At 54.7% G+C, this 15296-nt stretch carries 12 protein-coding genes; 5 read left to right on the top strand and 7 right to left on the bottom strand.

Going from position 1 to position 15296, the window contains the following annotated elements; genetic code table 11:
• Positions 1 to 271 precede the first annotated feature (271 nt).
• A complete protein-coding gene (locus tag ACN0VM_RS10845) occupies positions 272 to 988 on the top strand; it encodes a 2OG-Fe(II) oxygenase (RefSeq protein WP_417450901.1) in 717 nt (238 codons plus the stop codon).
• A 5-nt stretch (positions 989 to 993) separates the two neighbouring features.
• On the opposite strand, the gene zapE is transcribed toward ACN0VM_RS10845, so the two are convergent.
• Complete coding sequence (gene zapE, locus ACN0VM_RS10840) at positions 994 to 2187, bottom strand: cell division protein ZapE (RefSeq protein ID WP_417450900.1); 1194 nt, start codon at positions 2185 to 2187, stop codon at positions 994 to 996.
• Between the two features lie 193 nt (positions 2188 to 2380).
• Between zapE and ACN0VM_RS10835 the strand changes: the two genes are divergently transcribed.
• On the top strand, positions 2381 to 3178 hold the full coding sequence (locus ACN0VM_RS10835; RefSeq protein ID WP_417450899.1) for a tyrosine-protein phosphatase: 798 nt from the start codon (positions 2381 to 2383) through the stop codon (positions 3176 to 3178).
• Between the two features lie 64 nt (positions 3179 to 3242).
• On the opposite strand, the gene ACN0VM_RS10830 is transcribed toward ACN0VM_RS10835, so the two are convergent.
• Genes ACN0VM_RS10830 through sdhC form a run of 4 tightly spaced genes read right to left on the bottom strand, consistent with a single transcriptional unit; the run spans position 3243 to position 6608 of the window.
• A complete protein-coding gene (locus tag ACN0VM_RS10830) occupies positions 3243 to 4019 on the bottom strand; it encodes a succinate dehydrogenase iron-sulfur subunit (RefSeq protein ID WP_417450898.1) in 777 nt (258 codons plus the stop codon).
• 15 nt (positions 4020 to 4034) lie between these two features.
• Complete coding sequence (gene sdhA, locus ACN0VM_RS10825; RefSeq protein WP_417450897.1) at positions 4035 to 5822, bottom strand: succinate dehydrogenase flavoprotein subunit; 1788 nt, start codon at positions 5820 to 5822, stop codon at positions 4035 to 4037.
• A 3-nt stretch (positions 5823 to 5825) separates the two neighbouring features.
• Positions 5826 to 6209: a succinate dehydrogenase, hydrophobic membrane anchor protein gene (gene sdhD / locus ACN0VM_RS10820; protein WP_417450896.1), complete on the bottom strand. Its 384-nt coding sequence runs from the start codon at positions 6207 to 6209 to the stop codon at positions 5826 to 5828.
• Positions 6210 to 6212: 3 nt separating this feature from the next.
• Positions 6213 to 6608, bottom strand: a complete 396-nt coding sequence (gene sdhC / locus ACN0VM_RS10815) for a succinate dehydrogenase, cytochrome b556 subunit (protein WP_417450895.1) — start codon at positions 6606 to 6608, stop codon at positions 6213 to 6215.
• Positions 6609 to 7045: 437 nt separating this feature from the next.
• Here sdhC and ACN0VM_RS10810 point away from each other — a divergent pair, with 437 nt between their 5' ends.
• Both ACN0VM_RS10810 and ACN0VM_RS10805 read left to right on the top strand, forming a co-directional pair.
• Positions 7046 to 8989, top strand: a complete 1944-nt coding sequence (locus tag ACN0VM_RS10810) for an alpha/beta hydrolase family protein (protein WP_417450894.1) — start codon at positions 7046 to 7048, stop codon at positions 8987 to 8989.
• Positions 8990 to 9070: 81 nt separating this feature from the next.
• Positions 9071 to 11044, top strand: coding sequence for an alpha/beta hydrolase family protein (locus ACN0VM_RS10805; protein ID WP_417450893.1), 1974 nt, complete (start codon positions 9071 to 9073; stop codon positions 11042 to 11044).
• 1 nt (position 11045) lies between these two features.
• On the opposite strand, the gene ACN0VM_RS10800 is transcribed toward ACN0VM_RS10805, so the two are convergent.
• Together ACN0VM_RS10800 and ACN0VM_RS10795 are read right to left on the bottom strand one after the other, a co-directional pair.
• A complete protein-coding gene (locus ACN0VM_RS10800; RefSeq protein WP_417450892.1) occupies positions 11046 to 11921 on the bottom strand; it encodes an HpcH/HpaI aldolase/citrate lyase family protein in 876 nt (291 codons plus the stop codon).
• 58 nt (positions 11922 to 11979) lie between these two features.
• Complete coding sequence (locus ACN0VM_RS10795; RefSeq protein WP_417450891.1) at positions 11980 to 13806, bottom strand: M2 family metallopeptidase; 1827 nt, start codon at positions 13804 to 13806, stop codon at positions 11980 to 11982.
• A 234-nt stretch (positions 13807 to 14040) separates the two neighbouring features.
• Here ACN0VM_RS10795 and ACN0VM_RS10790 point away from each other — a divergent pair, with 234 nt between their 5' ends.
• Positions 14041 to 15291, top strand: coding sequence for a sensor histidine kinase (locus ACN0VM_RS10790; RefSeq protein ID WP_417450890.1), 1251 nt, complete (start codon positions 14041 to 14043; stop codon positions 15289 to 15291).
• The last annotated feature ends 5 nt before the right edge of the window (positions 15292 to 15296 follow it).

The raw sequence follows: 15296 nt of genomic DNA, 5'->3' as shown, positions 1-15296 counted from the left end.
TCATGAAGTGCTACCATCCCTCTTATACCTTTATGAATCGTTACCTTAGTGGGCTTTCTGTATGAATGGACATTATTTTTTGGTTAGCAGCCATGCAAATTATGCATGGCTTGAAATAAAGTTACCCAAAACCGCCTTGTTGGGTGATGTCCGAGTCTCTTGTGTGGCTTTCCATGGCTAGGTTGCCAACCGCCCCATGCACCTTTACAACATAGCAGGATGGAAACAGGGCAGCTTGAGCGCCCGGCAATCAGGAGCGGACGCCCGTTAGATGATCAATATCGCTATCGATAAACGGCATGATCCTGCCGAGCTTGCAAAACAGTATAAAAATACCGGCCGCGTGCAGGTGCCTGGCTTCTTTGCCGACGAGACCGCCCGCGCGCTTTATGAACTGATCGCGAGCAACAAGACGTGGTTTACCGCCTATAACGAAGGCGACAACTATTTTGAAGTACCTGTGGCCAGCATGATGGCGATGCCGCGCGACCAGAAAATTCACTTCATGAAAAAGGTACAACTGGGCGCGCAGAAGGGCTTCCAGTATTTCTTTGACCAATATTATATGACAGAGGCCATCAAAAACGGTCGCGAACAAGGCCATCCGCTTCACCAGATGCACGACTATGTCAATTCAGGCGAGTTCCTTGACTTCATGCGCATCCTCACCGGCGCGCCGGAGATTGACCGCTCAGACAGTTTCGCCAGCCAGTATCTGCCCGGCCATTTTCTCACCACGCATGACGACACCCACGCCAACGAGAACCGCGTCGCTGCATACACAATATCAATGACCAAACACTGGAACCCTAACTGGGGCGGCAACCTGATGTTCCTCGACAAAAGCGGCAACATCACCGGCGGCTTCAAGCCATCGTTCAACACATTGAACATCTTCACCGTACCGCAGTCCCACGCTGTGCAACATGTCGCCCCGTTCGCGGGCGAACGCCGCCTCAGCTTCCTTGGCTGGCTGAAACGGGCGTAGACAGTCTAATCAACCACTTTACCATGCCCGCGGTGCAAATAGTCTTCCGATTGCATCTCCATCAAGCGGGAAACCGTGCGGTCGAACTCGAAGTGGCCATCACCGGCTTCATAGAGCTTATCTGGTGCGACAGCGGCCGCGCACAGCAGTTTCACACCGTGCTCATACAGCGCGTCAATAAGCGTCACGAAGCGCTTTGCCTCATTGCGTTTCTCGGCCCCAAGCTGAGGGATCGCGACTAAAATGACCGTGTGATACGCACGGGCGATGGCCAGATAATCTGCCGCCCCAAGCGCATTGGCGCACAGGCGCTTGAACGAGAAAACCGCCACACCCCGCGCGGCCTTGGGAACAAACAGTTTGCGCCCCTGCACAGTCAGTTCATCCGATGGTACCTTGTCCCGGTCCTCGACATTGCGGTCGGTCAGACGGAAGAAGGCTTCCGAAAGTCTGGCTGTCGTTTCCTCATTGATGGGAGTATAGTAGGTATCCACGCCCTTGAGGCGGTCATAGCGATAATCGGTGGGGCCATCAAGCGGCACCACCTCAAACTCCGCTTTGATCTTCTCGATAAAAGGCAAAAAAAGCTGACGGTTGAGGCCGCCCTTATAGAGGTCATCCGGCACCCGGTTCGACGTCGCCACGATCACTACGCCGCGCTCGAGCATTTCCTTATAAAGCCGACCCAGCACCATGGCGTCGGCGATGTCGGTCACCTGCATTTCGTCAAAACACAAAAGTGTGGCTTCACGCGCAATCTGACGAGCCACCGGCGGAATAGGATCATCCTCGGAAGCCCGTCCACCCTTGGCCGCGCGCTCCTTACCTGAAAGGCCCCGCCACTCCTTCAATCGTGCATGGACATCCAACATGAACTCGTGAAAGTGCACGCGCTTTTTGTATTTCAACGGCGCCAATTCAAAAAAAAGATCCATCAACATGGACTTGCCGCGCCCCACACCACCATAGAGATAAAGTCCCTTGGGAGGCGTCTTGTCGCCCCCCGACCAGCGAAACAGGTTGGACAACCGCCAACTTTTAATGGACAAACCACCTGACCGGTCAGCCACTTCGGGATAGCCCGACAATTCATGGTACAGGCGTTCAAAATGATCGATCACCCGCGCCTGGTCGGCGTCTGGGCGCACCTCACCTTCTTCAATCAGCCGTCGGTAGGCCGCCTTGGGCGTCTCGGACATATATACTCCGCCAATGTTAATCGCGATTTATTCCTCCCTAGCACGCTGCCATGCTGCCGACAAATCGAAAGAAGGCGTGCTTGAATAGCCAGGCGGGCCGTTTTTATTTGGCTGATTTCCTTGACCTGTCGCTGCTTCGTCATATTCAACAGGATACATTCTGATAAACCCCGAAGACGACAAGGCAGCCCCCATGACCGTAAACAACCGCATTTTCCCTTTGGCCGGGGTCAAGAATTTCCGCGACATGGGCGGCTACAGCACTCGTTCCGGCGCGACTGTGCCGTGGCGGCGGCTGTTTCGGTCCGGGCATTTGTCAGACATGACCGATGATTGCGGGACCGAACTTGTCGCCCGCAATATCACCACAGTAATCGACTTCCGTTCAGACGCAGAAAAAGAGCGCCACCCCGTGCGCTGGGCACAGGGCTGGGTGCCCGATTATCACCCCCTGCCGATCGGCGGGAATGCGGCGGCATGGGTACATGAGCTGTTTGATCGGCTTTCTGTCAGCCCCTTCCCCGCCGATGAACTGCGGACACAATTCATCCTCGCTTTCGAGACGATCCCCATTAAAAATGCGGCGGGCATAAAACAGTTTTTCGACACATTGCTTGCACACAAAGATGATGGTGCCGTGCTCTTTCACTGCACAGCGGGCAAGGACCGCACGGGCATCACCGGTGCGCTTCTGCTGCGCCTTCTGGGCGTGGATGATGAGCAGGTCATGGAAGACTTCCTACTAACAAACGAAGCCGTGGACCTTGAGGAAACCAGCGAAAGGCTCGCAGGCTGGCTGTCCTCGCGCGCCGGTAAAACCATTGACCCCAAATCGGTTTTCCCGCTAGTCGGTGTGGAAAGGGATTTCCTGCACGCTGCCTACACAGCAATTGACAAAACATATGGAAGCTTCGACTCGTACACAGAAAAAGGGTTGGGACTGGACAAAAAACGCATCGAACAGCTTCAGATTTCCTTCCTGGACTGCTAGCCCCACATGCCAACAAAAACGGGCGCCAAAGGCACCCGTTTGCATTCTAGTGTTGAACGCGGTTTTAGCCCTTGCGTTCCACCATCATTTTCTTGATCTCAGCGATCGCCTTTGCGGGGTTCAGCCCCTTCGGACAAGCGTTTGCGCAGTTCATGATCGTGTGACAACGATAAAGCCGGAACGGATCTTCAAGATCGTCCAGACGGTCGCCTGTTGCTTCATCACGGCTATCAATAAGCCAGCGGTAGGCCTGCAGCAACACAGCTGGGCCAAGGTATTTGTCACCATTCCACCAGTAGCTTGGGCATGATGTTGAACAACAGGCGCACAGAATACACTCGTAAAGGCCGTCCAGCTTTTCGCGGTCCTCGCGCGACTGCAGGCGCTCATTCTCCGGCGTGGTGGATTGCGTCTGCATCCATGGCTTGATCGAGGCATATTGCGCATAGAAGTTACTGAGGTCCGGCACAAGGTCCTTCACCACTTCCTGATGCGGCAGTGGCGTGATGGAGACAGCGCCCTTGGCGTCTTCGATCGCGGTTGTGCAAGCGAGGCCGTTTTTGCCGTTGATATTCATGGCACATGAGCCGCACACACCCTCACGACAGGACCGACGGAACGTGACCGTGCTGTCCATCTCGTTCTTGATCTTGATCAGCGCATCAAGAACCATGGGGCCACAGTTGTCCATGTCCACCTCGAAGGTGTCCATGCGCGGGTTTTCACCATCATCCGGGTTCCAGCGATAAACATGGAAGTCCCGGGTGTTGGATGCCCCTTCAGCCTTGACAGTTTTGCCCTTGCCGATACGGGAATTTTTAGGAAGTGAAAATTCAGCCATTGTCTTCGTCCTCCCTTAATATACCCGAGCCTTGGGCTTGATATACTCGACCTCTTCCGAGAGCGTGTAATCATGCACCGGGCGCTCGCCAAGTGTTACTTTTTTACCGTCAAACCAGCCAACGGTGTGTTTCATCCAGTTGGCGTCATCGCGGTCCGGATAGTCTTCATGCATGTGCGCACCACGGCTTTCTTTCCGCGCCGCCGCACCGTGCATTGTCAGCACAGCCTGTCCTATGAGGTTCTGCAGCTCCAGCGTCTCGATAAGATCACTGTTCCAGACCAGCGAACGATCCGTCGTTTTGAGGTCATCAAAGGATGCCGCCACCGCGTCGATCTTTTTCACGCCTTCGGCCAGCACTTCTTCTGTGCGGAATACCGCACAGTTATTCTGCATGACCTTTTGCATATCAAGCCGCATGTCGGCTGTGGTAGTGGAGCCATGCGCATACCGGGCCGCATCAAGGCGACCAACGGCCATCTCGTCATAACCCTTTGGCAGCGGCGCCTGCGTGGCCCCCGGCTTGGTGATCTCGGCAATCCGGTGCGCGGTCGCACGGCCAAAAACGACAAGGTCGATCAACGAGTTGGAGCCAAGACGGTTTGCACCGTGTACCGACACACACGCTGCTTCACCCACAGCAAATAGACCCGGCACGGTTGCGTCAGGATTATCCTTCGTCGGGTTGATCACCTCACCATGATAGTTGGTCGGGATGCCGCCCATATTATAGTGCACTGTTGGAATAATCGGGATCGGCTGTTTGGTCACGTCCACACCCGCGAACACTTTCGCAGACTCAGAGATTCCCGGCAGGCGTTCCGCCAAAAGCGCAGGGTCAAGATGATCAAGGTGCAGGAACATATGGTCCTTGTTGGGGCCAACACCGCGGCCTTCCCTGATCTCGTTCGAGATTGAACGCGATACCACATCGCGGCTGGCAAGATCTTTGGCCGAAGGTGCGTATCGCTCCATGAAGCGTTCACCCTCGCTGTTGATGAGGATACCGCCCTCACCGCGAGCGCCTTCAGTGATCAAGACACCCGCACCGTAAATGCCGGTTGGGTGGAACTGAACAAACTCAAGGTCCTGCAGACCAATGCCGGCACGCAGCGCCATGCCGCCGCCGTCACCCGTACAGGTGTGGGCAGAAGTGGCCGAGAAGTAGGCCCGGCCATAACCGCCGGTCGCCAGCGTCACGGACTGTGAGCGGAAAGCGTGCAATGAGCCATCTTCCATGTTCATGGCAATAACACCGCGGCATTCGCCGCCTTCCATAATCAGGTCGATGGCGAAATATTCAATGTAGAAGTCGCTGTCGTATTTGAGCGACTGCTGATAAAGGCCGTGCAGCATGGCATGGCCGGTACGGTCAGCGGCAGCGCAGGTACGCTGGGCTGGCGGGCCCTCGCCAAACTCGGTGGTCATGCCGCCGAAGGCACGCTGGTAGATCTTGCCTTCTTCGGTACGGGAAAACGGCACACCATAGTGCTCAAGCTCATACACAGCTGCCGGTGCCTGACGCACCATATATTCAATGGCGTCCTGGTCACCGAGCCAGTCGGAGCCTTTAACAGTGTCATACATATGCCACTGCCATGTGTCAGGCCCCATATTGCCAAGCGATGCCGCGATACCACCCTGCGCCGCCACAGTGTGGGACCGGGTGGGAAATACCTTGGTGATGCAGGCTGTCTTCAGGCCCGCTTCCGCAAGGCCCATGGTGGCGCGCAGGCCGGAGCCGCCGGCGCCGACAACAACGGCATCATAAGTGTGTACTGTAATGGGATAGGCGTTGGTCATGACTTATCCCCCAAACGCTATACGAAGAACGGAAAAGATGCTGAGTGCCGCGATTAGCACACAGGCGAAAGTGATCACCAGCATGCTGGCGACCTTGGTGCCGTGATCGTGCACATAATCTTCTACCAGCACCTGCAAGCCAAGCCGCATGTGATAAACGAAGTTGGCAAAAAACAGGATCACCGCAACGGATGCCATTGGCTGCTTCAGCCAGGCCACCCATTCAGCATGGCTTTTGCCAACGTTGCCGATAAAGGAGATCACCATGAAGATAACCAGCGGGATGTTGGCAATCGCTGTGACGCGCTGCAGCCACCAGTGGTGAGTGCCCTCTTTTGCGGAACCGAGCCCGCGCACTTTTGCAAGTGGTGTTTTCATATCAGTCATGGCTTAAAGAACCCCCATCACTTTATAGGCCGCATACCAGACAATCAGCGTCAGGATGACCGAGCCGATGAAGGTGAACCGCGCCGTCGAGGTGTTGACCTTAAGCCCATAGAGTTTACCCATGTCCATGAACAAGTGGCGGATGCCGCTCAGCAGGTGCTGCATCAGTGCCAGCGTCATGCCGAAAAGCACGATACGGCCGATGACGCTTCCGGCATACCCCTGAACAGTGTTGAAATACTCGTGCCCCGTCGCCATGGCGACAAACCACCAGGTAAGCAGGACGGAACCCACAGCCAGCGCCGACCCGGTAACCCGGTGGAAAATCGACGCTGCCATATGCCATCCCCAACGGTAAACCTGAAGGTGGGGCGAGAGTGGGCGTTTCACTTGAGCCATGAAAAATCCCCTGACATTGATCTTATGGCAGAATTGCTATTTTGGCCCTGCGGCACGCCATATTGCACCGCAGAAAGAATCAGGCATTGTTTTAGCTCTCCATACGTACCAATCGCAAGAAAGGATTTGATATTTCGGGAAATTTGCCCATGCCTTCATGCCGTAGTGATCTAATACCGCACTGCTGCAAGTCAAATATCAGCGCTCGGAGATACGCATCCCGTTATACTTCAAAAGGGAAAAGCCGATGTCGCCTTGTGGGGCAAAACACAATTTGTGTGAAAGTTCCAGACTGCCATATTTTAAGTCGCTTGCGGCATTTTCTAACCTTCGCACCACGCAGTCGCGCAACCAAGCATTGCATCACCTGAATGTGTTTGCTACGACCTGATACATAGTGTCAATGCTGCACTTCGATGCTTTTGGGGGCCTTGAGTATGATCGCGATACTGTGCCAGCGTATGTGCTGGTCACTTTTTCTTCTATTTGTCTGTGTTTCAGGGTTGTTTATTACCCCCACCGCCAGTTTCGCTGCGGACCTCATACCGGCAGAGGCTTTTGCGCGCCTGCCACAAATGGCGCAACCGGCCCTGTCACCAGACGGCAGCCACATCGCCTATCTCGCGCCGATTGACGGTCAGCGGAATCTCGTGATTATGCCCCTAGGTGAACGTGGCAAGGCTCAGGCGATACCGCCCGTAGAAAAGACGGACATTATCTGGTTCGAGTGGGTAAACAATGAGCGGCTGGTAATTTCATACCGCTATACCAACGAAATTCGCGGCACCTATGCGCGGACTGCCCTTTTCAGCGTACACGTGCGCGAACCCGGCTATGTGGACATGGCCAAAGAGCCGAAACTGCGGGACGCACACCCTTACGCGCAGTATATCCGGCAACGGCCACAACTGCGGGATAAAATCGTCGACATGCTGCCGGATGACCCGGACCATTTCCTGCTTGCCATCGATTCCGACTTTGATGGACGCGCGGAAATCAGGCGTGTGAATGTGCACACGGGGCATTTTGTAACCTTATCGAAAGGGTACGATCACATATGGAACTGGATAACGGACCAGAACCACGAATACCGCTTGGGTTGGGGCGCGTCATTCAAAGAGTTCCGCTTGCTGTATATCGACCCTGACACCGGCAAACACCGGGAGATTAACAACAAGGACTGGTATGAAAATGCTAACATCACGCCAGTCGCCTTCACCGAAGACCCACACATCGCCTATGCCCTTGAACCCTATAATGGCGGCAAGCGCAGGCTGGTGACGTTGGATGTGCTCAACGGTCAGGTAAAAGACGTTGTCTTTGCGCATGCCGACGCCGATGTGTCCCAAGTGGTCACTGATCCAGAAACCGGAAACCTGATTGGCGCCACCTATACAGACGACCTGACTCATAGCGTTTATTTTGAACCGGGCCTAGCCGCGCTCAAATCACAGCTTGACGAATGGTTACCCGGCGGCAGCAACCGAATTTTGTCATGGAACCGCGAACACGGCCTATATGTGATCCGACATGTCAGTGACCGCGCCGATCAATATTACCTTCTCGATACACAAAACGGTGCCGCCGACCTCATCGCCAACGCCATATCAATCCCCGCTGAAATGCTTGCCGCAACAGAGAAGCATGTCATTCGGGCCAGAGACGGATTGAATATTCCCGCCTACCTGACCTTGCCGTCCGGCAAACCTGCAAAAGCACTGCCCCTTGTTGTTTTGCCTCACGGCGGGCCCCATTCGCGTGACACCCTGCACTATAATTACTGGTCCCAGTTTCTGGCGAACCGGGGATATGCCGTGCTGCGGCCAAACTTTCGGGGCTCAAGCGGGTACGGGTCGGTATTTGCAAAGCTGGGTGAAGGGCAGTGGGGTGGCAAAATGCAGGACGATGTAACCGACGCCACAAGGTGGGCCATTGAACAGGGATACGCCGACCCTGACCAAATTTGTATCGCCGGCGGGTCGTATGGCGGATATGCCGCGCTTATGGGCGCCATCAGGGAACCGGACCTCTACCAGTGCGCCGTGTCAATTAACGGCGTGACAAACCTCGTTAAAATAACCCGCTGGATGGTGCGGGAGTATCTGGAAGAAGTTGGCCATGATGGCCATAGCAAAGAGGATGTTTCCCCACTTTATCAGGCTGAACGCATCACCATTCCTACCCTGATCATTCACGCCAAAGACGATTCCGTCGTGCCCTATGAGCACGGCGAAAAAATGTACAAAACGATGAAACGCTTGAATAAAGACGTGACCTTCACACCCCTTGATACCGCAGACCATTATTTTGATACGGAGCCGTCGCGCGTCGAGGTGCTGACTGCACTTGAAGTCTTTTTGGCAGACAAATTGAAGCGATAAAAGCAAAGACACCAAAGATAAGCCCGCCCATTTCCATGTTGCTGACAAACGAATGTTATTAAAAACTCACAGGACCTTTTCATGAGCACTGTATTTCTTAAATATTTCAATTTTGCCGCCCGCGCTGCGCTTATAACTTTTGTGGCTGTGACAGGCCAGTCGGTCAAGGCAAGTAACCAACCCGCAAGCGTTGAGGTCTATGCGTCATTGCCCAACCTCCGCAGCGTGAAAATGTCACCCAATGCCATGCAGATTGGCTACGTGAGCCACCATGAGGGCCGCAAGGTTCTGGTGCTGGAAAATATCGACGGTAGCGACCGGGTTATGATTCCCCCGGTGGAAAAAGCCGATATTGTGACCTTCTATTGGGCCAACGACAAGCGGGTGCTGGTCGTTTATGAGATGTCAGGATCATGGCGCGGCATTTCGGGCCAATACTCCATGACCCGCCTCATCGGCGTTGATCGAGACGGAGGCAACCCAACTTGGGTTGTCAAAAACCACACAGTGACAAAAAAGGGGACGCTTGCGGGGAAAACCGATTACCCGCCAGCACAGTTTCAGCACCGAATTCCTGACATGCTAGCCGATGACCCCGACCATATTTTGCTGTCGCTTGATTCAGACCATGACGGCGCGGCCGAAGTCCGGAAAATAAATGTTGATAACGGTAACTACAAAATTGTCCGGCCCGACCAGCGCGGTGTGCAGCACTGGTATACGGACCACACCGGCGAAATTCGCTACGGCGCCGGCTATATCGCTGGCACCAGCACCCGCACCTCCACACTCAGGGATGCGAACGGAAAATGGCTGGCACTACGCAAAACCGACTGGGCTGACACATATGACTTTGAAGGTTTCAGCGAAGATCCCAATGTGGTTTATGTCTCAGGACCCAGCCAATATGGTACCGATGGCCTGTATAAATTACGCCTGAGCAGCGGCGATATCGTGGAAACGGTGTTTGAGCATCAGACATACAATGTCGGAGGCATTCTGGAGCATCCTGAAACCGGTAAACCGGCGGGTTATTTCTATACCGGAGAAGTTTCCCAAATCGTGTACTTCGACAAGACAATGCAGAAAGTGCAAGCGGCCATCAACAAAGCCCTGCCTGACACCAGTAACTTTATCTACAGCAAGGCAAAAGGCGCGCATACCTACCTGATATTCGCCGACAGCCCGACCGACCCCGGTGCCTATTACTGGCTGAACTTCAAGACCAAGGAAATGAAGGTTCTGGGCTCTTACATGCACGGTATCGATCCTGCGCAGTCCAGCCCAGTGAAACCTGTCTCCATACCTGTGCGCGACGGCAGCGAAATACCCGCGTACCTGATACTGCCTAAACAAGCGACGACAGCCAATAACCTGCCCACAGTCGTGTTGGTCCATGGTGGCCCTCAGGCGCGTGATACAGCAGACTGGAACTGGTGGGCGCAGTTCCTTGCCAGCCGGGGCTATGCGGTGCTGCAACCCAACTTCCGGGGATCAAGCGGTTATGGCAAAGCGTTTGAAGAAGCCGGTGAAAACCAGTGGGGCGGGTTGATGCAGGATGATGTCACTGATGCCACTCATTGGGCGGTAACCTCCGGTATCGCTGACAAAGACAACATCTGCATCGTCGGCGCATCCTATGGTGGCTATGCCTCGCTGATGGGGGTCATCAACGAGCCCGGCCTATACACATGTGCGGTGTCCATCAATGGTGTGACAGACCTGCCCCGCATGAAAGCAGAGGACAAATACGGCGTCATCGGTGGCCGCGACTGGATAAAAACCATTGGCCGCGAAGGGGTTTCAGACACTGATGTTTCCCCCTACCACCGGGCCAAGGACGTCAGTACCCCTGTGCTCCTAATGTCATCAAAGGACGACGCCCGCATCGACTACGAGGTGTCTGAAAACATGCACAAACGGCTGACAGGTCTCGGTAAAGATAGCCGATATGTGGAAATTGAGGATGGCGGCCATAACATGGATACTGCCGCCTCGCGCCTGACCATGCTGACCGAGTTGGAAAGATTCCTCGCGGACCATATTGGTCAGTAAGTTAGTTTTCTGCCAAAAAGGCGATGGCTTCGGCCATCGCCAATTGCTCGCGCGCTGTCTGCACATGCAGCTCTTCCACCATCCGACCATCCAGCACCGCGACACCCTTGCCGGCAGCCTTTGCTTCTTCAAACGCCGCGATCATGCGGTGAGCTTGGTCAAGCGCATCCGCTGACGGTGCAAACGTTGCATTCGCAGCTTCGATCTGACTTGGGTGAATGAGGGTTTTGCCGTCAAAGCCCATCTCGCGGGCCTGCCCGCATTCAGATGCAAAACCGTCTGCATCCCTGAAATTACCGTAAACCCCATCCAGAATGGCAAGACCATACGCCCGCGCGACCAGCAACGCTTGCGAAAGCGCCATCATCACCGGCATGCGGTCTTTAGTATGTTCGGCACGCAGGTCCTTCACAAGGTCATTGGAGCCAATAACCCATGTGGTTTGTCGGTCCGACGCCTGAGCCAGTGCCTCAAGGCGCAGGAAGGCCATCGGAGTCTCAATCATCGACCAAAGCGTAGTGTCATCACAGCCACCAAGCCACGCCATCTCTTCCTCAAGGCGTTGCATCGTCTCAGGCTGCTCAACCTTGGGAACCAGAATGGCGTCCGGTTTACCAGATACTGCCACTGCCAGGTCATCACGCCACCACGGAGTATCAAGCCCGTTAATGCGCACCACGCGTAAACGCTTGCCATAGCCGCCCGCCTTCAAAGCATCGGCTACCTGCGTGCGCGCGGCTTCCTTGGCATCAGGTGCGACGGCATCCTCAAGGTCAAATATCACGCCATCACACGTCAGGCCACGGGCCTTCTCCAGCGCCCGCGCGTTGGACGCCGGCATGAAAAGCATACTGCGTTTGGGACTGAACGGCCGCATGAGCAACTCCAGAGAAAGAAGATCGGCCTGCAAGATATTTACAGGCCGATCCAGAATTTTACCAACCGCAGGTGCGGTCTTTGTTTTGTGTGTCCAGCCATTCCTTGAGCGGGGCAAAATAAGCGATGAGCGCCTCACCGCTAATCTTGCGGCTGCCGGTGAAGGCCTCAAGTGCCTCAGGCCAAGGCTTGGAGGCACCCATTTCCATCATGGCGTTGAACTTTGCGCCCACTTCCTTGTTGCCGTAGATCGAACATTCATGCAGCGGGCCGGTCCAGCCAGACTGATCACAGGCAGCTTTGTAAAACTGGAATTGCAGGATGCGGGCAAGGAAATAACGCATGTAAGGCGTGTTGCCCGGAATGTGGTATTTGGCACCGGGGTCAAACGCATCCGCCGGACGTTCGTTCGGCGCCTTCAGGCCTTGGTATTCCTCGCGCAGTTTCCACCAGGCGTCGTTATACTGGTCTGGCGTTACTTCGCCGGAGAAGACCTGCCAGCGCCATTTGTCAACCATCAGGCCGAACGGCAGGAAAGCAACCTTATCAAGTGCCTGACGCATCAGTGCCGGGATCGGGTCGCTGCTTGTGGGCACTTCGTCAATCAGGCCAATCTGCTTCAGGTAGTCCGGCGTCATCGACAGCGCAACCATGTCGCCAATAGCTTCGTGGAAGCCATCGTTGGCACCGTTCAGGTAAAGCAGATCCTGATTCTTGTAAGCACGCTGGTAGAAATTGTGTCCAAGCTCATGGTGGACAGTCACGAAGTCTTCCGCATTGACTTTGGTGCACATCTTGATACGCACGTCATCCTTGTTGTCAATATCCCATGCGGACGCGTGGCACTGGACTTCACGGTCAGCCGGTTTGGTGAACAGCGAGCGTTCCCAGAAGGTATCCGGCAGCGGCTCGAAACCGAGTGAGGTGAAGAAACCCTCCGCCGTTTTGACCATCTTCTTGGCGTCATAGCCTTTCTCAACCAGCAGACCGGTGACATCAATGCTCGAGTCCGAGCTCGCACCCGGCTGGACGATATCGTTGATGTTGCCCCATTCCTGCGCCCACATGTTGCCAAAAAGGTGCGCCGGGATCGGGCCATTGTCAGGCACCACGCGGTCGCCATAGAAATCAGACAGCTTGGACCGAACTTCACAGTGTAGCGCGTCGTAAAGCGGCTTCACATCGGCCCACAGGCCATCAACCATGGTTGCAAAGTCGTCTGGGTCCATATCGTAACCCGACCGCCACATGGCCCCCACATCCTTGTAACCAAGCTCATGTGCTCCCTCGTTGGCGATATCAACCATGCGGGCATAATCGGCTTTCATAGGCTTCGATATCTTGTGCCAACCATCCCAGGCTGCCAGCAGGCGCTCGGGTGTACGGTCGGACGCGATGATGTCAGACACACCGCCAAGCGACAGCGTCTCGCCGCCCATCTCCACCTTGCCGGTACCGTAGGTGGCGTCAAGGTTTGCCTTGATTTTGGCGAGTTCCGCTGTCTTTACAGCGTCATCCGGCGCTGGCAGTGTCAGCCCGCCCTTGAGAATATTCATCTTGCGGCGGAGCTCGGCAGGTAGTTCAATATCAGCGAAGCGCTTGGTGTCATTTGCCAGCTTCACGCCCAGAAGGGTGAAAGCCTCATCGGCCTCGGCCACTATAGCGTTGGTGTCATGGGTGATGAAGTTGGCCTGCACCCATGCCTTGCGGCTGAGACTGACGCTTTCATCAAAAAGCATCTGCTCAGCTTCCTGCATGAAGGCTCGCGCTTCCTCCACCGTCGGCGCTTTGGCCTCTTCAACCGATTTATTGCCACATGCAACAAGAGCCAACGACATGCCGGTCATGAGTGCGATTGCTGACAGTCCTGATTTCCATCCAGCCATGAGGGTTCCTTCCCTTTTGCTTATTATTCCGCGTTTGCCGCCCATGCGCACACGCGGAGTTCCCAACCACAGGTCTGGCAAATGGCCCGCGAGAAGTCAACTCGATTGCAGCGACACATACTGACGATTCGTTAACCATCTTGTGCTGTAATAGTCGATGCTTAGGGAGACGCTTAATTAGAACCTGCCAGATGGTGAACATTTCGCCAACTGGTCACGCATGCAGGAGAGAATATGTCGGCTGCAAGGCAAGAGCGTCAAACCTCTCAATTCAGGTCTATCGTCGCTCAAGTATCCACGCACGTCGGTTTTGCTTATTTCAAAGCATTGGCTAAAGCGCTGTGTGAAGAATTAGGCGCGGATATCGCCTATATAGGCCACCTCCCGGGAGGGAATGAAGATACTGCTAAATCACTGGCACTGTATGAAAATGGTGAGTTCAAATCTGCAAAGCAGTTTCCGCTCTCCGGTTCACCATATTGGGAAACCGTCAATAAAGGCACCTGCTTTTACGCTTCGGGCATTCGGCAAGCTTATCCCATGGACAGCTACCTTGAAGAACATGAGATTGATTCTTTCTTTGGGGTTTCACTGCCCGGTGAGGACGACAAAAAAACCTGCGGTGTAATTGTTGCCATGCGCAAAGCCCCCATCGAGGAAAGCGATCCGCTTTGCAGAGTCATGCCAGAGTTCTTCAGTCGTGCGCGGTCCGAGCTGCTGCATTATGTCCATGAGAACAAGCTCAAGGAGACCATCAGCCAAGCGTTGCTGCTGAACTATTCCAAGTCAATGTTCATGGCGAATATCGGTCATGAACTGCGCACGCCATTGGGTGCCATGATAGGATATGCATCGTTGATCCGGGATGCCGACCTCGACACAAAAACGCTCCGCACGCACGCTGGTCAGATCGCATCATCGGGCGAGTCTTTACTGGCGCTCATCGGCGACATAATGTCACTCGCCATGCTCGAAATATCAGATGAAACAGACAAACAGGAACAGTTTGATCTGCTTGATATCGCCCGTACAGGCCACCGGTTGATCAGGGAACAGGCAGCAAGCAAAAATCTTGTTGTCAAACCGGCGGCACGAACTGAAACCCTGACAGTGACCGGTGACGCAGGCCACACCAAAAAGGCGCTGATGAACCTGCTGACAAACGCCGTCAAATATACGAGCCATGGCACAATTGATATCTCGGTAAACCGTATGGCAGACGGTAGCGCCAGACTCAGTGTCATCGACACCGGCGTAGGCATGGGGGAAGAAGAAGTTAAGACAGCATGCGAGCCACTGGGCACCTTCACCCACGCCTATGACATGCATCAAGAAGGTGCCGGGCTTGGCTTGCCTATCACCATGCTTCTCATGCAGCGCCAAAATGGCAAGCTTGTCATTGAAAGTGAAAAAGGCAAAGGCACCAGCGCCCACCTTGTCTTCCCCGAGCAGGCTGTCTCAGACGAAAAGAGCGACTTTATATAAAGCCG

Origin of the sequence: Kordiimonas sp., from assembly GCF_048260245.1 — a bacterium.
Taxonomy (GTDB): Bacteria; Pseudomonadota; Alphaproteobacteria; order Sphingomonadales; family Kordiimonadaceae; genus Kordiimonas.
This window is presented reverse-complemented; position numbering and strand designations above follow the sequence as displayed.